The following is a 25,312-nucleotide window of genomic DNA, read 5'->3' on the forward strand; positions in this document are numbered from 1 at the left end:
ATGAAAATTATGTCTACACAGACCGTTGCACAAAACAAGCACCTTGTCATAAGGGAAACGACAAAACAATCCAAACTTGCCAAATCGGCATTGCGGGGTTCGGTCCTTCCCGTTGTCGTGTTGATTGCATGGCAAGCATTAGGTTCGGTTGGCATCCTGCCTGCCCAATTGTTCTCATCCCCTTTATTGATCGTCATGACGTTCATTGATCTCGTCCAGTCGGGGGAAATGGGCATGCATTTACAAATCAGTTTAACGCGGGCTTTTCTTGGCTTTGCCTTAGGTGGGTTTTTAGGCTTATTGCTAGGGGTCATCGTTGGGATGCAAAAAAAATCCGAAGAGTATCTTAACCCAAGCATTCAAATGTTACGAACGGTTCCTTTACTCGCGATTACGCCTTTATTCATTATGTGGTTCGGGTTTGGTGAACTATCCAAAGTGCTGCTTATTGCTTTAGGTGCTTTTTTTCCTCTATATCTACAAACTTTTTTGGGTCTTCGGAATGTGGATAAAAAACTCTACGATGTTGCCCTAATCTTGGAGTTTAGCCGTCGGGAACAAATAACGAAGCTCATGATTCCGGCAGCATTGCCTAACATATTACTTGGTATCCGTTTAGCCTTAAGTGCGGCTTGGATGTGCCTGGTCGTCGCTGAATTGCTCGGTGCGGATAGAGGGGTGGGCTTCATGATCCAGGATGCCCGTTCATTCATGCAAACGGACGTCGTATTCGTAGGCATCATCATTTTTGCCCTCGCTGGTAAAATCTCCGACTCATTTGTCCGCTTTTTAGAAAATCATTTGTTGAAATGGCAAGATAGTTTTAAAGCCTAATTGAAAAAGGATGACCGCCCGGTGATGGGTGGTCATCCTTTTTCTTATTAGGTATGTATGTTTAATCTATTTCTTTATATAAGGGCAAATAAATGGTGAACGATGTTCCTTTGTTCACTTCGCTCTGTACCACGATTTTCCCTTTGTATTTTTGAACGATGGAATAACAAACGGTCAGACCGATACCGGTTCCCCTATCTTTAAGCGAGTAAAATGGGGTGCCGAGTATTTCAAGCTGTTCTTTTGATAGGCCTATTCCTGTATCCGTTATTCGTATTTTTGCCATAGTGCGTTCCTGCTCTGTTTCCACCTTGATGAATCCGGGTTTGTTCATTGACTCAATACCATTTTTCATGATATTGACCAGTATCTGTTTAAGCTCGATGGGATTCATGTTAATGTGCAGGTCGTCACGGAAATCGAGAAGAAAGCCGATGTTGCGGTTATTGGCAAAACTGGTTAATAGGTCGGAAATCTTTTGGATTTCATCATTTAAAGGAATGACCTGTACATTATCCGTTTGCGGTTTTGCTAAAGACAAATAGTCATTGATAATCACTTGTGTATATTCAAGTTCCGTAAGCATGGTCTGTACATAAAATTTTTCCGTTTCATTCAGTTCCTTCTCTTGATCTAATAGCTGGGCAAACCCTTTAACGACTGTAATCGGATTACGTATTTCATGTGCAATGGTGGCAGCTAGCTGTCCGACTGAGTTCAATTGCTTGGCCTGCTGTATTTCCTTATGAAATGCATTATTGGATTCCATCCTATTATTGGTTCCTATGAATACGAATACCAATATGATTTGTATAGCGAAGAAATTAAGCGTGTTGCCGAAACTATCCAAAGCGACATATTCATAAGTGTGTTGAAGATCCGTTTTTGAAATGATCAAGATGGAAGCGGGACCTAATATGATATTTAAAGTGGCCACAATATAAAAACCGATTTTATCAAAGAGAAAAATGGGAAACAAGGGTGCTATAGCAAATAAGGCCAGCATGATGGCAGTATCTGGGAATATCCAAAATTTGCTATAAAAATAAACAGTAATTAAGAAAATGAATAGGGTTTTATAAAAATTGACTTCTGTTTTTAAGAAAAATAACAGAGAAATTATCATCCCCGATATTAAAATGACCTGTAATGTCATCTCGTAGGGATTATCTTTCCAACTTATAGGTGATACAGAAATCCCAACTAATAGTAAAAAGGATATCATTGCCATGAAAGCCTTCAGTATAAATCGGTGTTTGTTTTGATAATATTGATAATTTTTTAACATAATTCCCCTTAGTATTAATATTCTGTTTGCTTAATAGTAATATGATACTAGTTTTTTGTAAATCAGAAAAAGATAGATTTTGTCATCGATAACCTTTCTATCTATATTATGGAAAGTTAATTCAACTTTTTGGTTGGGTAGAACGAACTGCATGAATACCCTGTTTTTGATAGGTTATTTTAACCATTTTAACTACTATATTATTTCTTTACATTATATTCGCTGTAGATTCACATTCCCCTTTTAAAATAATGGTAATAATAGGAGGGAGAGAGGGAAATGAAAACGAATCTAAAGAAATTCGGTTTTTGTATGATGAGTGCGGCCTTTATATTGCAGGCTACTTCAATGGGGGCCTCAGCTGCAAATGGAAATCATTCCAATTCATCTATTTATGAGAAGAAAATTGTGAATGTCGCACATAGGGGAGCTTCTGGTTATGCACCTGAACATACCATTCCCGCTTATCAAATGGGAGAACAAATGAAAGGCGACTACATAGAAATCGATCTTCAAATGACCAAGGATGGTAGATTGGTAGCAATGCATGATGAAAAAGTGGATCGTACAACGAATGGTACTGGCCTTGTGAAGGATTTAACGCTGGCAGAAATCAAGAAACTGGACGCAGGTACTTGGTTCAATGAAAAATATCCACAATTGGCAAAAGAGGGATATGAAGGGTTAAAGGTTCCTACTCTTGAAGAAGTCTTTAAGAAGTTTGGAAAGAAGGCCAATTACTATATCGAAACAAAGTCCCCTGATGTGTATCCAGGAATGGAAGAAGAACTTCTGCAGGTTCTGGAAGAATATAAAATGGTGGATTCGAAGGGCCGTACAAAGAATGTATTAATACAATCGTTCAGTAAAGAAAGCCTTATGAAGGTTCATGACTTGAATCCAAAGTTACCTCTTGTGCAACTTTTTTCTTACAAGACCCAAGCAACCATTTCCGATGAAGAATTGGAATCCATAAAGGAATATGCAGTTGGCGTAGGCCCGAACTTCAGTAAAGTTGACGGACAATATGTGAAGATGGTTCGAAACCATGACCTCCAATTCCATCCATATACAGTAAATGAAAGAGCCGATATGAAAAAGGCGCTTGAATGGGGTGCAACGGGGCTGTTTACGAATTATCCCGATGTGTTCAACGAGGTACTAAGTGAGTATAAGCACAAAGATAATGGAAATAAAGTTACTAAATAAATGGTTTCAAATGTGAGTTCCGGTTTCCGGGGCTTTTTTTTGTCATCCAGGTGCAGCATAATGGGCGATTAATTCTTGGGGAAATTAGATGTCCATAGGCTTAGTAGTCTTTCGGACGGGTATATAAAATAAATCAAGAAAATTTTAGGAGGTTGATTATGAAGGCTGTAACTTTTCAAGGAGCAAAAGATATACAAGTAAAACAAGTTGAAGATCCGAAACTTCAGCAAAAGGATGATATCATCGTCCGAGTGACTTCAACAGCTATATGCGGGTCCGACCTCCATATATACCAGGGTGCTTTGCCGACGCATAAAGATTATGTCATTGGCCATGAACCGATGGGCATCATCGAAGAAGTGGGTCCGGAAGTGACAAAGGTGAAAAAAGGGGACAGGGTTGTCCTGCCTTTCAACATTTCTTGCGGGCACTGTTATTATTGTGAACATGATATGGAGAGTCAATGTGATAATTCCAACCCTAATGAAGCGGTGGATACAGGCGGGTACTTTGGTTTTACTGAACGATATGGGAACTATCCAGGCGGGCAGGCAGAATATTTAAGGGTGCCATATGGAAACTTCATGCCGTTTGTCATCCCGGAGTCATGCGAACTAGAAGATGAGTCACTTTTGTTCATGTCCGATGTGCTGCCAACCGCATATTGGAGTGTAGAGAACGCTGGCATCAATAAAGATGATACGGTAGCGGTATTGGGCTGTGGGCCGATTGGCTTGATGGCTCAGAAGTTCGCTTGGATGAAAGGAGCAAAAAGGGTCATTGCCATCGACAATCTACCTTATAGACTCAAAAAGGCTAAACAGATGAATAAGGTAGAGGCGTATAACTTCGATGAATATAACGATATGGGCAGCTACATTAAGGAAATCACTTCAGGCGGGGCCGATGTGGTCATAGATTGTGTGGGAATGGATGGGAAGAAATCGACGATAGAGGCGATTGAGCAAAAGCTGAAACTTCAGGGTGGAACGTTAAGTGCAATCGAGATTGCCCTTAACGCCGTACGTAAATTCGGCACGATCCAATTGACTGGCGTATACGGATCGAAATATAATATGTTCCCATTAGGCAATTTATTTGAGCGGAACATTAACCTGAAAATGGGACAAGCACCGGTCATTCACTACATGCCCAAACTTTTTGATAAAATCACGGCTGGAGAGATCGACCCTACGGAAATCATATCCCATAAAGTCCCTCTCGAAAAAGCGAGTGAGGCTTATCAAATCTTTAACGATCATGAAGATGAATGTATTAAAGTGGTGCTAAAGCAATAATGTGTAGCTATAAAAATCCAATGCCCCTGAGCTGCATTGGATTTTTTAGTTGAGTTCGTAAATAGATAAAAGTGTATGGTGCATGATCGATAAACGTATAAATGACGCGGGATAAATGCTCATCCTACCCGTGAACTGAGGAAATCGGGGGTACACTGTTTTTTTTACTATGATGCTTTTAAAGGGGATTCCGGGAATGTGACGATTGACCCTTCCGATGATGAAGGAGAGATGCATTGCCGAGTGATCTTGATTAAGGGTTTTTGGTAAGGGAATGGAGTATTTATATTATATAATGATAGTGACAAAAGGAGGATGTTCAGATGGTATATAACTCGGCAGCAGAACTTTGTGAAGGGTTTGGTTATCCGCCCGTTCACGTTAAATTGACGATAGAGATCATCGATAAGAGATTGGGACCTGTAAAGGCAGAAGCGGAGATTGCCATCAAGCCTGTTAAGTCAAAGGGTTATCTGGAAGTATTGGTGGAAGAATTGGAATCGGAGCATATCTTTGCCGATGAAAATGGCAGTATCTATGGCAGCTTCGGCATCGATCAAAGCATCCAGATATATGATGAAGTCCTGACTACCATTCCGTTCGAAGAGATAATGGGAAATGAAAATTGGAAAGAGACAGTTGAGGAATCCATCACGGCGGATAAACTAAAGGAACAACTGGGTAAATCCCTAAATGATTATCAATTCAGTGATTTGAGCGGGAAATATAAATTCAGGAAAAGATGTACGGTAACAGAACTCCAATTCATAGATTAAACGAAAGGAGAAGGCGATATGCTTTCTCTTTTTTACATATGGCCATGATATTTTTCCTTATGATAATTAAATGCTTGCAGTGACACAATCTGTGAGAACCTTTAACCATGCACAAGGGGAGCTCAGTAGGCTTTTAATGGTTTCAACTTGCATTTATTATATAGCTTTACATAGGTTAATATATTGTTAAGGGCTTTTATAAGAAATAGAAACGAATATTTTAAAAGATAAAAAGGAGAATATATGAAAATTGGTTTGGTACGGCATTTTAAGGTGGCACATGAATTTCCTACTGGGAAATCTGTGACGGCGGATGATATGAAGCAATGGTTTGTGGACTATGATGCAGCGGATATTATTTATGGAACGACTTTATTTGGCGTGGAGGAATGGCAGGAATGTTATTGCAGTGATATGTCGAGAGCCGTCAAGACAGCGGAACACATCTTTCCAGGCACGGTTCATCGGATGGAGGAGCTGCGGGAAATACCTTCTCCCCCTTTGAGAGGAAGGGTTAAGCTGCCGTTCATCCTTTGGGCCATCTGGATTCGCTGCTGCTCGGTGATCAACAAGCAGACAAGGGCGGAAATTAAGATTGCAGAGCAAAGGATCAATAATGTATTGGATGAAGTCTTTGCAAAGGGGGAAAGGAATGTTCTGATCGTGAGTCATGCCGCCCTCATGGTATATATGAGGAAAGAGCTGATCCGACGGGGGTTCACCGGTCCAAAGTTCAAGATTGCCAGTAATGGAAAATTGTATGTATTTGAAAGCGGAAAAGGGAAATGAATATATGGTTCCCCACCGGAAAAGGTAAGCCATTTTGCGAAGAAAGAGGCATGTATTTTCCGAATAGTTATTCTTTTTTTATTGGTTGTGGTTTATTATTGTAATAGTGTAATTTTTACGAATTCAATATTGGGGAAAGAGGGGTGGACATTTTGCTGAAGGCAGTTTTTTTTGATTTAGATGATACATTACTATGGGATCAGAAAAGTGTAAAAGAGGCTTTTGTGGCCACATGCGAAGTTGCCAAGGAGAAATATGGTCTGAATGTCGACGAGTTTGAAGAAGCGGTGCGGAAGGAAGCGCGTGATCTTTATTCTTCTTACGATACATATGCATTCACTCAAATGATCGGAATCAACCCATTTGAGGGACTATGGGGGAATTTTCAGGATGATCATGATGAATTCCGGAAGATGGCCGGGATCGCACCGGCTTATCGGAAAGAAGCGTGGACGAGGGGCTTGAAGGCATTAGGGATCGATGACCCGGAATTTGGGCTTGAACTGGCAGAACGTTTCCCGGCCGAAAGACGCAAAAAGCCATTTATCTATGAAGAAACATTCCGTGTTCTGGATGAATTAAAAGGGAAGTACAACTTGCTATTGCTAACGAACGGATCTCCTGAACTGCAAAATACCAAACTTGAAATAACGCCTGAACTGGTTCCTTATTTCGACCAAATCGTGATTTCAGGCGCATTTGGTCGAGGTAAACCGGATGCCTCCATTTTTGAGCATGCTTTGCAAATCATGGAGCTGGATAAGGATGAAGTATTGATGGTCGGCGATAATTTAATGACCGATATCCTTGGAGCATCACGGGTAGGTATAAAGTCGGTTTGGATAAATCGCCATGATAAGAAACGGAATGAAGTGCTTCCAACCTATGAAATCAAGCATTTAGAGGAGCTTTTCCCTATCCTTGAGAGCCTGGGGAATTAATTGGCGGTCCTCCTCCAAATAACAAATTTTGGAGAGTTGCAATGAAAATATTAGGTCTTTCAAATTATTTACAGAATGAAAAGGGTGAGATATAGTTACCCTGTAATCAATTAAATTATTCAGACTAGGGGTGTCCAATAAAAGTTGGGCTGAGAGAGAAGCGCTTAAGCTTCTTAACCCTCAGGACCTGATCTGGTTCATACCAGCGTGGGGAAGTTAGAATCTACTAAACGATGACCTTTCAATTGGTCATTTCTGTAGTCATACTAACGTTAGCCGGGTCTTTAATATGAGACCTGGCTTTTTCGTGCGAAGTGGATTGGATTTTGTCCTTTTTAAATGAACTTAAAAAGGAGAAATGAAATCATGAAGAGTAATTCAGTAAATGACATGAACGTTTCAATTATGTCCAGTTTTGCCGGGAGTAAAAAAGTGTATGTTGAGGGATCTAGACCCGATATTAAAGTACCTATGCGTGAAATTGAGCTAAGTCCGACGACAGGGGCATTCGGTGAAGAGGAGAATCCGCCTTTACGTGTATATGATACAAGCGGCTTCTATACGGATTCAGAATATCCGATTGATATTCATAAAGGCCTTGCCCCGATCAGACGCAGCTGGGTTCTGGAACGGGAAGATGTTGAAGAGTATGAAGGGCGTGAAATAAAGCCCGAAGATAACGGATATAGAAAAGTGGAGTCACAATCCAATGCCGAAGTTTTTCCGGGATTGAAAAGAAAACCATTGCGTGCGGTGAAAGGAAAAAACGTAACCCAGCTCCATTATGCCCGCAAAGGGATCATTACTCCAGAAATGGAGTTCATTTCGATCAGGGAAAATGTAGCCCCTGAGTTTGTAAGGGAAGAGGTAGCTAGCGGGCGGGCAATCATTCCGGCAAATATTAACCATCCTGAAAGTGAGCCCATGATCATCGGACGTAATTTTCACGTGAAGATAAATGCGAATATAGGAAATTCAGCTGTCAGTTCATCGATTGAAGCTGAAGTGGAGAAAATGACTTGGGCCACACGATGGGGTGCAGACAACATAATGGATCTTTCCACAGGAAAGAATATTCACACGACGCGGGAATGGATTATCAGGAATTCACCTGTGCCGGTTGGGACGGTTCCGATATATCAAGCATTGGAAAAAGTGAATGGGGTCGCGGAAGATTTAAATTGGGAAGTTTTCCGGGATACATTAATCGAGCAGGCTGAGCAAGGTGTCGATTACTTCACCATACACGCTGGTGTACTTTTGCGATACATCCCCATGACAGCAAAGCGAGTTACGGGTATTGTTTCCCGGGGAGGCTCCATCATGGCACAATGGTGCTTGGCCCACCACCAGGAAAGTTTTCTCTATACACACTTTGAAGAGATTTGTGAAATCATGAAGACGTATGATGTTTCTTTCTCATTAGGTGACGGTCTCCGTCCGGGATCCATTGCAGATGCAAACGATGAGGCACAATTTGCGGAATTGGAAACACTTGGGGAATTGACGAAGATTGCTTGGAAGCACGACGTTCAAGTCATGGTGGAGGGACCCGGTCACGTACCGATGCATTTGATTAAAGAAAATATGGATAAGCAGCTGGAAGTCTGTCAAGAAGCACCATTCTATACCCTGGGACCATTGACGACGGATATAGCTCCTGGATACGACCATATCACTTCTGCGATTGGTGCTGCCATGATTGGATGGTTTGGAACGGCCATGCTTTGCTATGTGACACCGAAAGAGCATTTGGGACTGCCGAATAAAGAGGATGTTCGGGTAGGGGTCATTACTTATAAAATTGCAGCACACGCAGCTGATCTTGCAAAAGGCCATCCGCAGGCAAGAAAACGGGATGATGCCCTTTCGAAGGCTAGATTCGAATTCCGTTGGAGAGATCAATTCAATCTTTCCCTTGATCCTGAAAGGGCGGTTGAATATCACGATGAAACTCTTCCGGCAGAAGGGGCCAAAACAGCCCATTTCTGTTCAATGTGCGGACCGAAATTCTGCAGCATGAGAATCTCTCAGGACATCCGTGATTTGGCGAAGAAAAAGGGTCTGGGTTTTGAGTCGGTAATCGATGAAGGGCTTAAAGAAAAAGCGAATGAATTTAGGAAAACGGATGGGGAAATCTATCAATGATTCCAACGAGAGGGAGAATTCGATGAATCGGGTAATCCAGATAAAAGTTGAAATGAAACAGTTGGAAACTCAATTGGAGCAGCTGAAAAGGGAGCTGAACATTTTTCGGGAGAATTGTAACCATGAATTTGTGAAAAATGATTATAGTCAACAATGTACAAAGTGCCACTTGATCGAAAGTCTGCAATGGTAATGATTCCATAATCGTCCTTATGGAATGACTCCCTTAATCATGTTGGACATTCAGTCACAAAACATGATTAAGGGGCTCTTTCATTACTATTTACATACTTGTTTTATTAATATGAAGAGGAGGAGGGACAAGCCATCCTTTTTCCTTATTCAATCTAAGGAAGTCAGCACCCAATGCAGCTTTGTTGGTATGGAATTGCGCAAACATCTGTGCAATATCCTCGCGGATGCATTGACCCATCATTTGGCTGCAAGCAACTAATCCTGCATTAATATCGATTGATACTGAAGCGGAGATTTCAGGATCTTGAAGACGTGCCCCGACGGGAATATCCTCCAAATTAGCTTTAGGCCTTTCAGGTGGTGAGGGAGGCAGTCCTACGTTATTTTCTTTTAATAACGATTCAAGTTGGTCATGTTCCTGTTTTCCTTGATTGATCACTTCAACAAGCAATTTATGCAGGTCCTTGTCGCCAGTATGATTAAGCATGGTTTGATGACAGGCAATCAACCCTTTTGTAGTGGTTAGAAATGCCCATGTTCCAAATACCTCTCCGTAATGCATAGGCTCATCTTTCGGATTTCCGCTTAAAATTCCCATAACCATCCTCCTTGAAATTCATTAACGCATTTAAGTTACCCTGAATTCATCCAAGCATGCATCGTTGATGTTTGGGAAAGGTTAGAGGGCTTTTAATGCTTACCCTTTTATTCCTTGCAGCCATTCTTGATAACATTCATCACAGAGCATTTCATTTCTATCCGTGTCAGTAACTTGAAATGTTACGACATGTATTTTTTTTTCTTCCGTGACATCACTACAATAGAAGCATTGATGTGTCATTAGAAATCCTCCCATGTATATAAAGTGTTTATAGTTTAAAGCGCCACGGTTTTTTTATACAGAAAAAATGGTGCAGCAGCTTATTGGTCTTCTTGGAAGAGTTTAGACTGAATAATCCGGTTGGGGTTTAACATACTAAACGTGTTCGCTTGATTGATAAAATGAGGAGGGAAATACAATGCAAAACCAAAATCAACAAGGTCAAGTACACCAGAACATGCAAACGGGTGCCATTCCCCCACAATTGAATCACGGTGGTCACGAAGTATTCGATGTACATGAAGTGCTGTCGGGAGCGATTGGTACTTTAAACACGTATACTCTTTTGCGTCAGCATGTCCAAGATCAGGAATTACTCGACATTCTGGATCGTCAATATCAGTTCATCCAAGATGAATATAATATTTCATTGGAGTGCTTCCAAACGGGCCAGGATCCTTCTAAACCGACTCAGAGCTACAAAATGAATCAAGGTAACGATTTTATATATGGATTGACACCGACTCAGCCAAAGAAACCTTTGCAATCCGTATCGGAAATTACGGATGAATGCATTTCAGGCTTGATGCTTGCAGCTGTTAAGTCTGCAGCATCCATGAAGGCGATGGCAGCACTTGAAATAACGAATCCGGTGGTTCGCCGCGTATTTGCAGATTCCGTTCCGAACTGCATTGAAATGGCTTATGAGATTTCGATATATCAAAACAAACATCATTATTACCAAGTTCCTCAGCTTGCACAGCAGGATATGCAGCAAATGATGAATTCGTATGCCCCCGCACAAGGAAATAACAACAACATGAGTCATTAAAAGCATTTTTAAGAACATAAAGAAGGGATAGGACTGATTCTCCTATCCCTTCTTTATCATTGTTTCATCTGATTTATTTCCTGAATGCATTCCTGGACGAGGGTAACAGCCTGGCTCATGGTTGCTCCTCCGCCAAATGCCGCGGTCACACCAATTGCTTCAAGAATTTCTTGTTCGGAACAGCCTTGATCAAGACATCCTTTTGTGTGATAGATAATACAGTATTCATCTTGTGAATATAAGCTTATTCCTAGTGCGATAAGCTGTTTTTCTTTCTTGGACAATTGACCTTCTTTAAAGCACTCTTCCGTAAACGAATTGAATTTCTCAGCAAGATCTGGCATTTTATGCGTAAAGACACCGATTCCAGCTTTATAATCACGAAGAGCATTTTCAGTAGAATTATTCGCTTCATATTCCATTTTTCATTCAGCTCCATCCAAAAATTTTTCATCAAAAATTAGTATGAGCTAAATGTTGGACGATTAAACAGAAACGCAGGAGTTTACCGAAGTAATCATGGAACCGCCTTCCTACAAGGCTAGTGACCCCTTGGGCCGGGTGGCTTTGAACCATTGATAGCAAAGGATGCATATAAGTGCAACGTCAATCGCATCACCGGCATAGTACATTAATATTCCGCCATTTTCCGCTTGTACCTTGGTGACTCCGCTTGGCGGGTGGGCAAAAATATATTTAGAAAGGATATCATGGCCGGCCAGTGAAACTGTAAATACGATAGCTCGAAACAAGAAGCTGAACCTGTGGGGGGCAGGGTCCATATAAATCATAGACGCAGTGAATAGATAGCCAGCTATGAACACGTGAAAATGCACTAATGCATGCAGAAGGGCATTCTGATGCATCAACCCGTACAGACCAGTCGTATAAAGGATCCAAAGCCCTCCAATATTAAGCGCAGAGGCAGTGATTGGATTGCTTAAAAACCGCAGCGGCCAACTTTTCAACACCTTTGAAAGGCGTCTTGCTGATTGTACATCAAGTGTTCGCAGTGCAAGCGTAATGGGTGCAGCAAGCACGAGCAGGATGGGTGCAATCATTCCAAGCAGTAAATGACCAACCATATGCGCCGTGAAGTCCATATGCGCGCGATTGGCTATTGGGCCTATGATTGCAGAGGCTGCACAGAGAGTGCCAAGAATCCAAAAGAAGGTACGGTATAAAGGCCATTTTTTATAGCGGCGGTTCGAAATGATGACAGCTGCGATATAAATCACTATAACCAGCATGAGTAGCATCAATAAAATCGGTTCAAAACCAGTTCCATTATCATGAATATGTCCATTACTGTGCATTGCTGGCGTCTTCTTTCATTTTAAGTAAGCTGCGCCTTGTTTGAATGACGAGGGTAATGCCGATCAAGATCATGATTGTGGCAGCAATGTTCCAAGTCAAGTCGTATGGGAAAATATCGACATTGTAACGGATTTGATGGAGGCGCATGAGCTTGTGCTGGATGATTCCGTCATATAACTGGAAAGAACCTGCCCCGAGCAAAACTCCCCCTATCCACCTTTTCAGCCATAATCCCTTTCGACGGCGAAGGTCAGCGAACATGAATAACGACCCGACCGTTGCGAACCAGCTTAGAGCATGAAATAAACCATCCGAGACAAGCCCGATACTGGTTGTGGACTTGTCATAGAAATGGTGCCAATGTAATAGTTGATGAAAGATGGCTTCATCGATGAATGCAACCAATCCGATCCCGAATAGAAAACCGGACCATAGGTTACGAGCGGAATAAGTATAACGTAATTCTGAAATGGATTGATCTCTTTGATTTCGAGGCTTGAAATCCATTTTCCATCCTCCTTTTTCCTATATATGGTTCTTTCTACTTTACCCTGTATTTTAAAGTTATAGACAGGTAAATGGACCTTTTATATATCTTATTTATTGAGGGATTCATAGCACAAAGAAATCCTTGGCTTTTTAGTTCAGTCATCAATGTTAACGGTATGTAAATTTCTTCTAATTATTGTTCATTATAACTGAATTATGGTTTTAAGCATGTACAGGCGGGTAATAAAAAACCGTACATCATATAAAAAAAGGAGGAGTTAATATGTTTCGCCATCAAAAAGAATTGCAATTTGAAGTTAAGGTAGATCGACCAGATCCGATGCTTGCCCGTCAAATTCAGGAAGTGTTAGGTGGACAGTTTGGGGAAATGACTGTCATGATGCAATATCTTTTTCAGGGATTTAACTGTCGTGGTGAAGAAAAATACAAAGATATGCTGATGGATATCGGTACAGAGGAAATTGGACATGTAGAGATGCTTTGTTCACTCATTAGTCAATTGCTTGATGGCGCTTCTCCGGAAGATCAAGCAGAAGCCGCAAAAGATCCTGCTACAGCAGCGATCATGGGTGGTATCAATCCCCAGCATTTGCTCGTAAGCGGTCTTGGCGGACTGCCAACCAACTCGAATGGGGTGCCTTGGAACGGATCTTATATCGTAGCCAGCGGAAATTTATTAGCGGACATGCGATCCAATCTGCATGCTGAAAGCCAAGGACGCCTTCAAGTGGCCCGTTTATATCATATGACCAAAGATGAAGGGGTACGTGCTACCTTCCGTAAAATGTTAGCCCGTGATCGTTACCACCAATATCAATGGATGGCGGCCATTGCAGAACTTGAAGAAAAAAATGGCGTGGTTGTTCCCGCATCATTCCCACCGGAAGCGGAAATGGAATCTCAACCGGAAGCGTACGAATTCTGGAACTTGTCGGAAGGTAATGAATCGGCAGACGGCCTGTGGGCAACAGGAAGCGCCCCAGATGGTACGGGAGATTTTGTTTATGTAGCTGAACCAGTTGCAAAAGGACAGATTCCTAACCCTAAGGTTCCGGCAGCACAATTGCATCATGACCTGGATAGAAGTCAATCGTTTAATAAAAGGTAATATAAACTTTTCAAAAAAAGCTCGATGGCCCTGATAAACTGTACCCTATAGAGTAGACACCTAAAAAAGTCTCCTATAGGGTACTTTTTTGTATAATTAAGAAACACAACGAGAAAACACAACATGGGACTGGAGAAGGTTATGAGTAAAAAGCTTTTTACAGAGAAAGAAATCAAACTACTATCATCTAATAATTATGTTAAATCTGTAAGTTCAAAAGGAATTACTTATACTGATGAATTTAAGCATATATTTATAGCGGAAAAACAGAAAGGCAAGTTCGTAAGGCAAATATTTGAAGAATTTGGGTTTGATGTAGAGGTTTTGGGGACGGAAAGAATTAAATCAGCGAGTAAGAGATGGCAAGCAGTTTACGAGAAGAACGGGATTATTGGTTTATGTGACACTAGAGCAGGAAATTCAGGGCGCCAAAAGGAAAGAAAACTTACCCTAGAGGAGAAAAATGCTCGCTTAGAAGCACAAATCAACTTACTAAAGGCAGAAAACGAACTGTTAAAAAAGATTCGTTTTGCAGAAAGGGGGATGAAGAAGTAGTTCTTCCTCCTTTCCAAAAATATATCCTAATTCGCTCCGTGATTGAAAAATATCAACTAAAACATATGGTGAAATACCTTTGTAAAATAGTCGGTGTTTCAAGAAGTGGTTATTATAATTACTTCTCAGTGAAATCACAGGAAAAAAGAATTCGAAAAGATGAAAAGGATGAGGTAGTGAAAGAAATCATCATAAAAGCATTCCATTTCAAAAATCGTAAGAAAGGGGCTCGTCAGATCAAAATGACTTTGGCGGGTCAATTTAATGTTGTCTATAATTTGAAGCGTATCCGGCGAATCATGAAGAAGTACAGCATTATATGCCCTATTCGGAAGGCAAATCCGTACAGACGAATGATGAAAGCCACTCACGAGCACCGTGTGGTGCCGAATCTTTTGAAGAGGGAATTCAAACAGGAAGTTCCAGGTAAAATACTACTGACAGATATCACATATTTGTTCTATGGCCAAGGAAAGAAAGCTTATCTATCAACGATTAAGGATGCTTCGACCAATGAAATTGTGGCTTACCATGTATCAGATCGCATTACCATGGACCTGGCTACGGAAACCCTCCTCAAGTTAAAGAAAAATCGAAGATTTCACAAAGCAAAGAATGCCTTTATCCACTCTGATCAGGGAACTCATTATACCCATCCGGACTTTCAGAAATTAGTAAAAAAACTGGGATTAGGCCAGTCGATGTCAAGGCGCGGGAACTGCTGGGATAATGCACCTCAAGAATCTTTTTTTGGCCATTTTAAAGATGAAGCCTCTATTAAAGCATGTTCAACTTTAGATGAATTAAAAAAAGAAATTAAGCAATATATGACGTATTACAATCACTACAGATACCAATGGAATTTAAAAAAGATGACTCCTGTTCAATACAGAAATCATCTTTTTCAAGCTGCCTAGGCTTTTTTTATTCTATCTTGTTTCCAAAACCTAATTATTTGCTTGTGGATATTTTTTGGAGTAGGATAGTTTCCATCTTCAAAACAAACCATTTTAAAAGGATGGTCACTAATTTAATGGTAAGGAGTGGGGCAAATGAAAGCAGTAGTGGTTAAAGAACCGGGTGGTGCAGAACAATTACTATTAAAAGATTTTTCAAAGCCCGTGCCCGGTAAAGGGGAAATATTAATAAAGGTTAAAGCCTCTGCGATAAATAGAACGGATATTGTTTCCCGGGAAGGAAAATCCGGTTATATGGCCAATCCAATATTGGGGATTGAAGTTTCTGGGGAAGTGGTGGAAACAGGGGAAGGTGCAAATATACAAACGGGGACGAGGGTGATGGGCCTAGTAAACGGCGGCGGTTATGCTCAATATGCCTTGATGCCGGCTGATCGTGCAATGAAGATTCCGGATAACCTGTCATTTGAAGAAGCGGCAGCGATACCTGAGGTATTCTTGACTGCGTACCAAACCTTGTTTTGGTTAGGTGAATTGACGGATCAAGAAACGGTATTGATTCATGCTGGCGGAAGCGGTGTAGGCAATGCAGCTATCCAACTGGCAAAAAAACTGACAAAAGCGAAAATCATCACTACAGCCGGCTCAAAGGAAAAATTGGATTTCTGTCACTCACTAGGAGCGGATATCTGTATCAACTATAAAGAACAATCTTTTGATGAGGAAATCCTGAAAGCTACAAATAATCAAGGAGTGGATGTTATCCTGGATTTCATCGGTGCTTCTTACTGGGAGAAAAACCTTAAAAGCATAAAAACTGATGGACGATGGGTATTGATAGGCATTCTAGGCGGAACTGTAGTCGAGAAGGTGAACCTGATGGAACTTCTCTTAAAAAGAGTTCAATTAAAAGGCACTCTACTAACTCCTCGGAGTGATGAATATAAAAAAGAGTTAACGGAAGAATTCGTTAAAAAGGCAATGCCGTTGTTCCACAAAAATGAAATCAAGGCAATCGTGGACCATGTCTTCCCTTTTGAAGAGGTACAAAGAGCGCATGAACATATGGAAGCCAATAAGAATGTAGGTAAAATCATCTTACAGATTAATGAATGATTAAAGAAAAACTGCCTCGGTGCATGAATGGGGGAGGTTGCCCAGGATTAAGACTTGATTGGGCGACCTCTTTTCAGGTGATGAGGAAAAGGTGGAGCTGATGGCAGATTGATTGAAGGAAGAAATATGGACAAAGTATAATGAATATATACAAAGTCAAGATACGCTTCGCCGGTATCTGTCTAAGGGGGAATCTTAATGAATGAACTGAATGCATTATTCAGGAAAAGAATAGGGCTCCAGGAAGATGTGAAACTGACATTTGAGAAATTAGACGAAATTCTGGATAAGACAGCGAAAACCATTCCTTTTGAAAACTTATCAATCATGGCATCCCATCTGAGTGATATCGATAAAGCGAATATCGTGAACAAAGTCCTCGTGAGGAATGAGGGGGGATTATGCTATGAATTGAATTCAGCCCTTTATTTTTTCCTTATGGAAAATGACTTTGATGTATCTTTGGTTCGTGGTGTCATCTATAATCAGGGGTGGATGACCATAGGAAGGACACATGTCACCATTCTATTGAAGCATGAGGGCCAAACCTATTTGATCGATACGGGTTTTGGCGGGAATCTGCCATTAAAACCAGTTCCGTTGAACGGAGAAACGGTCGTTTCCCGAAATGGCGAATTCAGGATAAAAAAAGAAAGTACCGACCATGGAGATCATATCCTTGAATTAAAACTGAAACATAAAGATCGCGATTGGAGAATAGGCTATGCTTTCGATTCTTCACAACCCGTGGGAAATGTAGAGGAACTTAATGAGGTCCAAACGATCATCAGGGAAAATCCCCAATCACCATTCAATAAGCATCCATTAATCACCCGTTTGACAAACAGCGGGAACATCACTTTAACCGATACTTCCTTTACACAGTGGGAAAATGGAAAAGTGACGAAAGAAGAAATAGATGGAGCACGATTTAAAGAGTTACTGAAACAGCACTTCGATAGATAGTGGAAAAAGATCTGAATATCAAAGGCATCCTTATCGAAAGATTGTCCATTCTTGACAGTTTTTTTATGAATTGTATGATCATTCCATGGGATGTCATTGATATGCAAGACATAGAAAACTATTACTATAATGAAGAAATTTGCGAAAATCCTGCCGAATAGCTGGCAAATCGAGAACCCGCTGAATGCTTTTTGGCGGAAAGAGAGCGAATTTCTGAGAATACATGAAAACTGTAGGCAAACCGGCTTTCTACGAATTTGCTACAATCTGAAACATCCATTATGGATGTTTTACTATTTATTCAATAGATTCGAATTCAGTGGGGTGAGAAGGATATGGAGAAGAAGAACCGATTGGTTTTTACTAGGTCGAATGCAGCTGCTAAACGAAAATTCGATGAAGCCATCACCATTTTGGAATATAGTGTAATGCTTGTTGAATTCTTTGGATTACAAGAATTCAACAATATAATTGCCGGACAGTTAAGGCTGATTCTATGTGAAACGAAAAATACGCGAATAAAACGGGAAAAGGTCACAATTGATCAATCCTTAATAAAGAAAATCAATCCTAACCCGAAATTGTATCCCATTAAAGACTCCAATCAAATGAGCAATGATCATGATCATATATCGGAAGAACTCTTCGATTATACTAAACAAAGGATTGAGCTAAAGCTTTGGAGAAATCAAATTATCTATAAAATCGATATCGAAGGAAAAACCCAGGAAATTAAAGTCATTGATTTTATTAAGGAAACAGCTAATAAGATTGGCGGTGCACATGCTGAATCAAGTTTCCCTAATAAGTCCATTATTTCGGATGGACATACGAAAATCATGTTAATAGATATAGCAAAAGGGTTATTCAAATCCATAGGCAGGGATTATAAAAAACATGCCTCCATGAACCTTTCACATATCATGCAAAAAATCGAACAATCAACTTTGGAAGACTAGACAGAGGAAGGACTTTTGACCAAGTCCTTCTTGCTTGATTTCCAAGTACCCGGCAGGATTGAATACCTCAAATAACCACTATCAATAAACCATTCTTTTTCCTCGTTAAACCATGCTCGATGGCTTTTCACTTTTATCCAGAACGCCATCAGGTTAAATTCAGTCACGAGTGTACTCCATATTTTCTGCATATTTAATTGGTAAGATGGGTGTAATCATAAAGGAGGTTTTATTCAATATGAAAAAAAGAACAAAATTGCCTACCATCTTATCCCTATTTGCAGCCCTGTTTTTAGTCCTTGGAGCATGTTCCAACAGCGATGATAAAAGCAACGAAGAGAAGGAAGAAAATGAACATAAGGAACATAGTGAAATGGACATGAACCATTCTAGCTCGGGTGATGTTCCGGAGGGATTAAAAGCGGCAGAAAATCCAACTTATGAAGTTGGAAGTCAAGCGATTATCGAATCAGGTCATATGGAAAGCATGAAAGGGGCGGAAGCAACAATAGTGGGTGCCTTTGATACGACTGCTTATGCAATTTCGTATACGCCTGCAACCGGCGGAGAAAAAGTGGAAAATCATAAATGGATCATTCACGAAGAAATCAAAGATGCAGGTGAAGTGACGTATGAACCCGGAGCGGAGGTCACAGTAAATGCTTCTCATATGGAAGGGATGAACGGGGCAGTCGCTGAAGTTGAATCTGCCGAAAAAACGACTGTTTATATGGTCGATTTCACACCGACTACGGGTAGAGAAAAAGTGAAGAACCATAAATGGGTAACCGAAAGCGAATTATCAGCGTCTAAATGATTTAACATCATGAGTTCAAAAACAGAAGAAAATAGGATTGGAAACTCCTTCAGTTTGTGACAAAAGTGGATTTGGAATAGCTCATCCAGAACCATAATATTCAAACAAGACTAGATGATCATTGATGTTTTTTACTGTAAGCCTCATTGGATTGAAGAGATTTGCGACACTCCTGCCAAATAACTGGCTAGCCGAGACCCCGCAGGCGCTTGTGTGCCGAGGAGGCTTGGCAGTCAGTCGGCGGAAAGGGAGTGAATCTCTGAAATCAACTGAACCATTCAAATAAAAAATGCAGGCAAACTTGATTTTTACATTGAGTCTGTTTACAGTCTGAAGGAATGGTAAACAAAACCATTCCTTTTTTGTGAATGAATTTTCTTGAAAATTACTTTACAGTGGAGTGTAAAACCTTAGTTTCTGTTAATATGGCTTTATCAGAAATGTGAAAATGGGGTGCAAGTATGATGGCTGGATTAATTATTAGACCTTTTATGGAAACTGACCATGAGGCGCTGAGCAATTATTGTTTACCTATAGAACAAGCAATCTATACTTCTTTACCTTTAAAAGTTATCGAAGACTTCAGGAAGGATAAATATAACCTCCCCATGGTCATTTATTTAGATAAGGATTTGATTGGTTGTTTTGCCTTATATGCGGATAAAGCGGGAAATCAATATACAAGTAATGAGAATGCAATTCTTCTTAAATCATTCTCCTTGGATTTGCAGCATCAAAAAAAAGGGCTAGCTTTTAAGACGTTAAAAGTGTTGCCTGATATGATCAAACTAAGTCATCCAGATAAAGATGAGATTATTCTAACGGTGCATCATTCGAATGTCCCAGCGATAAATTTATATAAAAAAGCTGGATTCATTGACAAAGGATACAGATTTAATGGGGAAGAAGGGGAGGAATACATTTTCCACTTTGCTCTGGATTAAGGGGAATATAGATAACTTCCGGAATGCTTCGACCCGAAAGGAAAAAGCGTGTAATTAAACGACAGTATACAGTCAGCTTAAATATGATGAAGTGGTTAAACGCAAAATAAGCATCAAAACGATGCTTATTTTTTTGGAAGGTATTCCTTACGATATGATTAAGAATTCATGGAATCCATCCTACAATTTCCAGAATAGTCAGAATGATCTCAAAGACAATGAGAATTACAATGATCCATTCAACGAATAGTCCCCTGATCGAATGGCTGATGTTAGAAAACCCATCCATAATGTTATATAAAATTTCGGTTTTACTTTTTAGGATTTTATACCGATCATTCAATTCAAAAAATTCAAGCATTCTGTCATAAAATTCGCCGGCAATGCTGCTTGTCCATGTAATATCAGGTTTATCCAGAATCATGATATATGCCAGGGTATTGTACTCGTGACGTACGATTTTTGCCGTCGTCCTCGCTAGTTCCTTGTTACCGATTCTGAGCTTGCCTTTTTCCAGTCGGTCAATCATGGCTTCAAGCTTGTCGTGGATTTTTCCTAGTTGTTCCTCAGTCTTTTCAAGAGCCACCGATTTTGCGAGAATGGTGGATATTAATTCAGGGTAGAAAAATTCATATTTAGGAACAACTACATATTCGTCTGTCAAATTGATGTTTTCAGTTTCACAGAAGTGAAGGCTGTAATCATCCGTATATCTATCTACATTGACGAGATCAATGTCCGGCTCGAATGATTGGATAAAGGAGGAAAATGCCTTGATCTCATCCTCATGTGAGTAATTGATGAAGACGATGCTGCCAAAGGAAAAAACCAGCACCTGCTGCGATTCGTCCACATTTTTATAAAGGATGGAACGTAGAATATCGCCTTTAAGAATTAAAGGCTCTTCCCAGGTGAATTTTTTGGGGATGCCGCAATGAATGGCGATTTTGTTCAAATCGATTTCATTAGTGATTGCACATGCTTTAAAGGTAATTTCTTCCATCTATATCACTCTCTTCAGCAAATTGGTCTTTTTTCGATTCTATTCTATTCTTACAAAAACATGCTTGAATAATTCTGGAAGGTAGAAAAAAGTCAACTGACTGGTAACTAAACCAATAACCCCATTATGGATATAAAAATAATCAATTCTAAGCTTTGGGGAAATATATAAGAGGGCGCTTCCGGAAACCGGATCGCCCTTCTTTATTTTGCTTGTTTATACATACTGAAACTTTACAAAAACATATAAAAGTTCATGAAAACTTTACTTTTATTTACAGAATTCTCACATTGATGTCAATATTCAGTAATACATGTTTGTTATAATCGATTGACGGTTTTAAAAGTGGTTGGAAAAGGGTCTTTTAAAAATCCTTCATTTACAGATAAGTAGCAGGCTGATTGAAGATGACTGAATAGTAGGAGTGAACAAAAATGGAGGAATCTATAAATCTATATGAGCTTACATTTAGTGAAAAAGATAGATATGTGATCATTACGAATGCTTATCCACATGAAGATCAGCTATATCGGAATGGGTTTATCCACCGAAGAGTCAAGGCTTATCTGGATGAGGGTTTGAAGGTGGATGTCTTTGTTTTGCATCCTGCCTATAAAAAAGCGGAAAAGTATACGTATGAAGATGTGCCTGTTTATCGAGGAACTGAACAGCATTTGCGCATTTTCTTAAATCATAAAATACATAAAAAAGCGCTCATTCATTTTGTTAATCCAAAAATGGTACAAGCGATAAAAGAAACGAACACGGATTTACCGATTATCACCTGGATACATGGATTTGAAACGGAGGCATGGCATAGAAGATGGTTTAATTTTCTTGAAAGCCCTGAAAGCTTGAGGAAGATACTTGAAATGTCGGACGACTATTATGTATCACAGCTTTCTTTTATGAATTGGTTTTATCAAACGAATGAATTGGATACAACCTTTGTTCATATTTCCAAATGGTTCAAAGAGCATATAGCGGAATGTGATGCAAGAGCAGAATCGAAAAATTCAGTAATCATACCTAATGTCATAGATGATAATCTGTTTACCTTTATTGAAAAGCCAGCTGAAATGCGGACAAAAGTCCTTTCAATCAGGCCATACGCTTCACGAAAATACGCCAATGACCTATCGGTGAAAGCAGTACTGGAACTATCGAAGAGACCATACTTCGATAAGTTGGAATTTGCATTTTATGGCGATGGAAAATTGTTCGATCAAACCGTTGAGCCAATCCGGGATTTTGAGAATATAACGATTCATAAAGGTTTCCTATCTCAGGAGAAAATCGCTGCATTACATAAGGAGTATGGAATCTTCCTTTGCCCGACCCGTTTGGATTCTCAAGGGGTTTCCATGTGTGAGGCAATGTCGAGCGGACTAGTGCCGATTTCAACAGATATTACGGCAATTCCGGAATTCGTTAAACATGACGTTTCTGGCCTTCTAACAAAACCTGAGTCTCCTACCGATATTGCCGATGCAATAGAGCGCTTATATTACAACTCGGACGTATTTTTAAGAGTGTCAAAACAAGCTTCTCAGTCGATTCGGGAAAAATGCGCTGTAGATGTTGTTATAAAAAGAGAATTGGAGATCATCCAAGGTTAATGGAGGGGAGTTTTTTCAATATGGACGAACGAAACGAATATTGGAAAACGATGTATGAGGAACTCGAATTACAAATGAAAGACATGATGTCCATGACATTGGAGCTCATAGAGAGCAATGGCATGGAAAAACAAAAAACCATTGAGAACGTTACAAAAGAAAATAATAGGCTGCGAGAAGAAGTAGAAAAAAGTAAGATGGCCCAAATCGAAAATATTAAGCTTAACAAAGAAATACGAAGACTTAAGTTGTTAGAACATAAATTCAACGTTACATATGCAGGGAAATTCACATTAAAATATCTTGCGCTTAAATCATCTATTAAAGAACAAATAAAGAAATAAAAATTCATATCAGATTTCAGTCATTGGAGTGAAAACTTTGAATTCACATGAACTAGTTGAAAACAGAAAAATGAAGATACTTCTATTTGGCTTTATTGACATGAATTCAATGGATGGATCTGCAGTATTTTTATCTTCCTTAGCATCGACCATTGCGTTAGATTCCAACATCGAAGTTGATTTACTTTTAGCTAGCCCGGTCAAACGTGATATCTTACTTCAGCCACTTGAGAAATTTGATAATATAACCATTCTCAATCCTTTTGTCGATCCTTTTTTTAATGCCGCCGGTGATGAATGGGTAAAAAAAGGAGTCATTGATTTCGATGTAGCAGAAATGCTCATTTCTCATTATTGGAGTCAAAATGACTATGATTGGCTATTTGTTAGAAGCATTGAGACTGTTGAAAAAATCGCAAAGCATAAGCAGATCATAAAGAATACATTAGTTTATGCTACAGGATTGACTCACATAGGTCAGGATGTTAATGAAGAAAAATTCGAGAGCATCAAAAATATATATGATCAGTGTGCGTATTTCTTATGTCAAACAGAAGAGATGTGCGAATTTGTCATTGAGATCCTTAATTTGAATAAAGAAAAAAACAAAGTTTCCCTGCTTACCCCGATGATACCAAACGTTGAATCAGCGGAAGGGCAGACCCGGTTAAAAAACAAACTTGTATATACAGGGAAATTCGACCCGGATTGGAAGACCATTCCCATTATTACTGCTTTTAAAGAATTAAAACGTGAGATCCCGAATCTATCACTTGATGTGGCGGGGGATAAATTCAAATGGGTTAAAGATGATTCTCAGTTTAAGGAAGAAGCGGCATACCTCCTTAAAAATACGGATGGGCTTACATGGTACGGTGCTTTGACAAGGGAGAATGCCCAACAATTAATCGTGAACAGTGATATTGGGATAACCTGGAGAAGTGAGGAAATGGACAGCAGTCTGGAACTGTCTACAAAGCTATTGGAGTATGGGATTTTAAGAAAGGCTGTAATAATGAATCCAACCAAAATGCATATGAAGCTTTTTGGCGAAGATTACCCGTTATATGCTGTTACAGAGAAGGATTTCCGTGACGCTGTCAAATTAGCATTATGTAATAAGGATATATATGAGTTTGCGGCACAACGAATGTATCAAGTTAGCAGGCAGTTTTTATTTTCAGAAGCAATAAAAAAACTGCAAGGACCATTATGGAGCAAGCGCATTACCGATTATGTGAATGAAAGTGCGAATATGTTTTATATTGATGAAGCTGACTTTGATGAACTGATTAGGCATACATCATTAAATAAAGTGAAAATATTGCCTGCGGAGTTTAATGTTGACGAAGTTTTCACCTATATTGTCAAAAACATACCTGAAGAAATAAAACGAGTCGAAAAACTGTTTAAACTGTCTGGGTATGGTCAAATCATTTCAGCAGAAAAAGCTGGATGTTATACATTTCTCCACATCCATAAAAGGTATGGAACCTTTGAACAAAATTTTCAAAATAACATCCCCTATTTAAAAACGATAGGATTTGAAACCTTTGGCAATCCTAAACTAAAACCAAAAGATGTGGAGATTTCAATCAAAGAACGGGCAATTGTTGATAAAGAAAAATATGATATGAAAGGGAAAAATAAAGAATTAGCTAAAGAAGTAAAGCAATTAAAAAAACTGAACAAAGTTCAACTTAAACAAATTACTAAGCTAGAAAAACAAAATCAAGCACTTGGACGGAAATATGATTCACTTTCGAAGTCGAAAATGGGTAAAATGACATTCAAGTATTGGGATTTAAGAAAAAGGCTTAACTTTTAATAAGAAGGTAAACCTGCAATAGGATCGTAGACACTTCTTAACTCTATATCAGTCAAAGGAAAGCTCCTGAATGCTTCTGGCTTACAGGGGCCTTTGTCAATTATATGGAGTAAAGGAGCAGGGATTCTTGCAAACTTGTTTTCGATTAAAGCTGCCTCAGGTTACTATTCTATGAAAAT

Annotated in this window: 27 protein-coding genes and 1 riboswitch; of the genes, 19 read left to right on the forward strand and 8 right to left on the reverse strand. The window is 39.6% G+C overall.

Going from position 1 to position 25,312, the window contains the following annotated elements; translation table 11 throughout:
- Nucleotides 1-834: an ABC transporter permease gene (locus MHB45_RS01715; RefSeq protein WP_048684234.1), complete on the forward strand. Its 834-nt coding sequence runs from the start codon at nucleotides 1-3 to the stop codon at nucleotides 832-834.
- A gap of 61 nt (nucleotides 835-895) precedes the next feature.
- Here MHB45_RS01715 and MHB45_RS01720 read toward each other — a convergent pair whose 3' ends face one another.
- Complete coding sequence (locus MHB45_RS01720; RefSeq protein ID WP_161798620.1) at nucleotides 896-2,065, reverse strand: sensor histidine kinase; 1,170 nt, start codon at nucleotides 2,063-2,065, stop codon at nucleotides 896-898.
- Between the two features lie 336 nt (nucleotides 2,066-2,401).
- On the opposite strand from MHB45_RS01720, the gene MHB45_RS01725 reads away from it, so the two are divergent.
- The 7 genes from MHB45_RS01725 to MHB45_RS01755 all read left to right on the forward strand — a co-directional run bounded on the left by MHB45_RS01725 (nucleotide 2,402) and on the right by MHB45_RS01755 (nucleotide 9,476).
- Nucleotides 2,402-3,331 (forward strand): glycerophosphodiester phosphodiesterase, encoded by a 930-nt coding sequence (locus tag MHB45_RS01725; RefSeq protein ID WP_053087402.1) that lies wholly within the window; start codon nucleotides 2,402-2,404, stop codon nucleotides 3,329-3,331.
- 158 nt (nucleotides 3,332-3,489) lie between these two features.
- Entirely contained in the window at nucleotides 3,490-4,629 is a 1,140-nt protein-coding gene (locus MHB45_RS01730) for a zinc-dependent alcohol dehydrogenase (protein WP_202187231.1), read from the forward strand.
- 323 nt (nucleotides 4,630-4,952) lie between these two features.
- On the forward strand, nucleotides 4,953-5,405 hold the full coding sequence (locus MHB45_RS01735) for a hypothetical protein (protein WP_048684241.1): 453 nt from the start codon (nucleotides 4,953-4,955) through the stop codon (nucleotides 5,403-5,405).
- Nucleotides 5,406-5,648: 243 nt separating this feature from the next.
- The gene (locus MHB45_RS01740) at nucleotides 5,649-6,194 is read left to right on the forward strand and encodes a histidine phosphatase family protein (protein ID WP_048684245.1); all 546 of its coding nucleotides are present in this window, start codon (nucleotides 5,649-5,651) and stop codon (nucleotides 6,192-6,194) included.
- A 152-nt stretch (nucleotides 6,195-6,346) separates the two neighbouring features.
- On the forward strand, nucleotides 6,347-7,135 hold the full coding sequence (locus MHB45_RS01745) for an HAD family hydrolase (protein WP_048684247.1): 789 nt from the start codon (nucleotides 6,347-6,349) through the stop codon (nucleotides 7,133-7,135).
- 116 nt (nucleotides 7,136-7,251) lie between these two features.
- Nucleotides 7,252-7,366, forward strand: a riboswitch (TPP riboswitch).
- A 135-nt stretch (nucleotides 7,367-7,501) separates the two neighbouring features.
- A complete protein-coding gene (gene thiC / locus MHB45_RS01750; RefSeq protein WP_340907238.1) occupies nucleotides 7,502-9,283 on the forward strand; it encodes a phosphomethylpyrimidine synthase ThiC in 1,782 nt (593 codons plus the stop codon).
- Nucleotides 9,284-9,305: 22 nt separating this feature from the next.
- Nucleotides 9,306-9,476 (forward strand): hypothetical protein, encoded by a 171-nt coding sequence (locus MHB45_RS01755; protein ID WP_153246124.1) that lies wholly within the window; start codon nucleotides 9,306-9,308, stop codon nucleotides 9,474-9,476.
- Nucleotides 9,477-9,566: 90 nt separating this feature from the next.
- On the opposite strand, the gene MHB45_RS01760 is transcribed toward MHB45_RS01755, so the two are convergent.
- A complete protein-coding gene (locus MHB45_RS01760) occupies nucleotides 9,567-10,076 on the reverse strand; it encodes a DUF3231 family protein (protein WP_048684250.1) in 510 nt (169 codons plus the stop codon).
- Nucleotides 10,077-10,175: 99 nt separating this feature from the next.
- Nucleotides 10,176-10,319 (reverse strand): hypothetical protein, encoded by a 144-nt coding sequence (locus MHB45_RS01765; protein ID WP_174878762.1) that lies wholly within the window; start codon nucleotides 10,317-10,319, stop codon nucleotides 10,176-10,178.
- Between the two features lie 178 nt (nucleotides 10,320-10,497).
- On the opposite strand from MHB45_RS01765, the gene MHB45_RS01770 reads away from it, so the two are divergent.
- Nucleotides 10,498-11,130 carry a spore coat protein gene (locus tag MHB45_RS01770; protein ID WP_048684252.1) on the forward strand — a complete coding sequence of 211 codons (633 nt, stop codon included), beginning with the start codon at nucleotides 10,498-10,500 and terminating at the stop codon, nucleotides 11,128-11,130.
- Nucleotides 11,131-11,186: 56 nt separating this feature from the next.
- Here MHB45_RS01770 and MHB45_RS01775 read toward each other — a convergent pair whose 3' ends face one another.
- From MHB45_RS01775 to MHB45_RS01785, 3 genes are all read right to left on the reverse strand, one after another.
- Complete coding sequence (locus MHB45_RS01775) at nucleotides 11,187-11,552, reverse strand: carboxymuconolactone decarboxylase family protein (protein WP_034305272.1); 366 nt, start codon at nucleotides 11,550-11,552, stop codon at nucleotides 11,187-11,189.
- A 111-nt stretch (nucleotides 11,553-11,663) separates the two neighbouring features.
- On the reverse strand, nucleotides 11,664-12,389 hold the full coding sequence (locus MHB45_RS01780) for a cytochrome c oxidase assembly protein (protein WP_375564715.1): 726 nt from the start codon (nucleotides 12,387-12,389) through the stop codon (nucleotides 11,664-11,666).
- 46 nt (nucleotides 12,390-12,435) lie between these two features.
- Nucleotides 12,436-12,954, reverse strand: coding sequence for a DUF2243 domain-containing protein (locus MHB45_RS01785; protein ID WP_063596621.1), 519 nt, complete (start codon nucleotides 12,952-12,954; stop codon nucleotides 12,436-12,438).
- Between the two features lie 265 nt (nucleotides 12,955-13,219).
- Between MHB45_RS01785 and MHB45_RS01790 the strand changes: the two genes are divergently transcribed.
- The 5 genes from MHB45_RS01790 to MHB45_RS01810 all read left to right on the forward strand — a co-directional run bounded on the left by MHB45_RS01790 (nucleotide 13,220) and on the right by MHB45_RS01810 (nucleotide 18,578).
- The gene (locus tag MHB45_RS01790; RefSeq protein WP_048684258.1) at nucleotides 13,220-14,065 is read left to right on the forward strand and encodes a manganese catalase family protein; all 846 of its coding nucleotides are present in this window, start codon (nucleotides 13,220-13,222) and stop codon (nucleotides 14,063-14,065) included.
- Nucleotides 14,066-14,206: 141 nt separating this feature from the next.
- Nucleotides 14,207-15,537 (forward strand): IS3 family transposase gene (locus tag MHB45_RS01795; protein WP_226990452.1). Its coding sequence is split into 2 segments (ribosomal slippage): nucleotides 14,207-14,579 and nucleotides 14,579-15,537, totalling 1,332 coding nucleotides; the frame shifts between segments, so codons are not numbered across the junction.
- A gap of 135 nt (nucleotides 15,538-15,672) precedes the next feature.
- The gene (locus tag MHB45_RS01800; RefSeq protein WP_340907240.1) at nucleotides 15,673-16,653 is read left to right on the forward strand and encodes an NAD(P)H-quinone oxidoreductase; all 981 of its coding nucleotides are present in this window, start codon (nucleotides 15,673-15,675) and stop codon (nucleotides 16,651-16,653) included.
- A gap of 198 nt (nucleotides 16,654-16,851) precedes the next feature.
- On the forward strand, nucleotides 16,852-17,619 hold the full coding sequence (locus MHB45_RS01805) for an arylamine N-acetyltransferase family protein (protein WP_048684263.1): 768 nt from the start codon (nucleotides 16,852-16,854) through the stop codon (nucleotides 17,617-17,619).
- Between the two features lie 335 nt (nucleotides 17,620-17,954).
- Nucleotides 17,955-18,578, forward strand: a complete 624-nt coding sequence (locus MHB45_RS01810) for a hypothetical protein (RefSeq protein ID WP_063596624.1) — start codon at nucleotides 17,955-17,957, stop codon at nucleotides 18,576-18,578.
- On the opposite strand, the gene MHB45_RS01815 is transcribed toward MHB45_RS01810, so the two are convergent.
- Complete coding sequence (locus MHB45_RS01815; protein ID WP_153246125.1) at nucleotides 18,575-18,745, reverse strand: hypothetical protein; 171 nt, start codon at nucleotides 18,743-18,745, stop codon at nucleotides 18,575-18,577. The two genes, MHB45_RS01810 and MHB45_RS01815, sit on opposite strands and share 4 nt — an antisense overlap.
- 71 nt (nucleotides 18,746-18,816) lie before the next feature.
- Between MHB45_RS01815 and MHB45_RS01820 the strand changes: the two genes are divergently transcribed.
- The gene (locus tag MHB45_RS01820) at nucleotides 18,817-19,395 is read left to right on the forward strand and encodes a YdhK family protein (protein ID WP_072272437.1); all 579 of its coding nucleotides are present in this window, start codon (nucleotides 18,817-18,819) and stop codon (nucleotides 19,393-19,395) included.
- A 461-nt stretch (nucleotides 19,396-19,856) separates the two neighbouring features.
- On the forward strand, nucleotides 19,857-20,339 hold the full coding sequence (locus MHB45_RS01825; protein ID WP_072272438.1) for a GNAT family N-acetyltransferase: 483 nt from the start codon (nucleotides 19,857-19,859) through the stop codon (nucleotides 20,337-20,339).
- 166 nt (nucleotides 20,340-20,505) lie between these two features.
- On the opposite strand, the gene MHB45_RS01830 is transcribed toward MHB45_RS01825, so the two are convergent.
- Nucleotides 20,506-21,342 carry an RMD1 family protein gene (locus MHB45_RS01830; protein ID WP_048684271.1) on the reverse strand — a complete coding sequence of 279 codons (837 nt, stop codon included), beginning with the start codon at nucleotides 21,340-21,342 and terminating at the stop codon, nucleotides 20,506-20,508.
- Nucleotides 21,343-21,776: 434 nt separating this feature from the next.
- Here MHB45_RS01830 and MHB45_RS01835 point away from each other — a divergent pair, with 434 nt between their 5' ends.
- From MHB45_RS01835 to MHB45_RS01845, 3 genes are read left to right on the forward strand one after another with little or no spacing between them, the layout of a single operon-like run.
- A complete protein-coding gene (locus tag MHB45_RS01835; protein ID WP_048684274.1) occupies nucleotides 21,777-22,961 on the forward strand; it encodes a glycosyltransferase family 4 protein in 1,185 nt (394 codons plus the stop codon).
- Nucleotides 22,962-22,981: 20 nt separating this feature from the next.
- Nucleotides 22,982-23,305, forward strand: a complete 324-nt coding sequence (locus MHB45_RS01840; protein ID WP_142398499.1) for a hypothetical protein — start codon at nucleotides 22,982-22,984, stop codon at nucleotides 23,303-23,305.
- A gap of 37 nt (nucleotides 23,306-23,342) precedes the next feature.
- On the forward strand, nucleotides 23,343-25,133 hold the full coding sequence (locus MHB45_RS01845) for a glycosyltransferase (RefSeq protein WP_048684278.1): 1,791 nt from the start codon (nucleotides 23,343-23,345) through the stop codon (nucleotides 25,131-25,133).
- Nucleotides 25,134-25,312: the final 179 nt, after the last annotated feature.

This window comes from Peribacillus sp. FSL K6-5616, from assembly GCF_038008245.1.
In the GTDB taxonomy this organism is placed as follows: Bacteria; Bacillota; Bacilli; order Bacillales; family DSM-1321; genus Peribacillus; species Peribacillus frigoritolerans.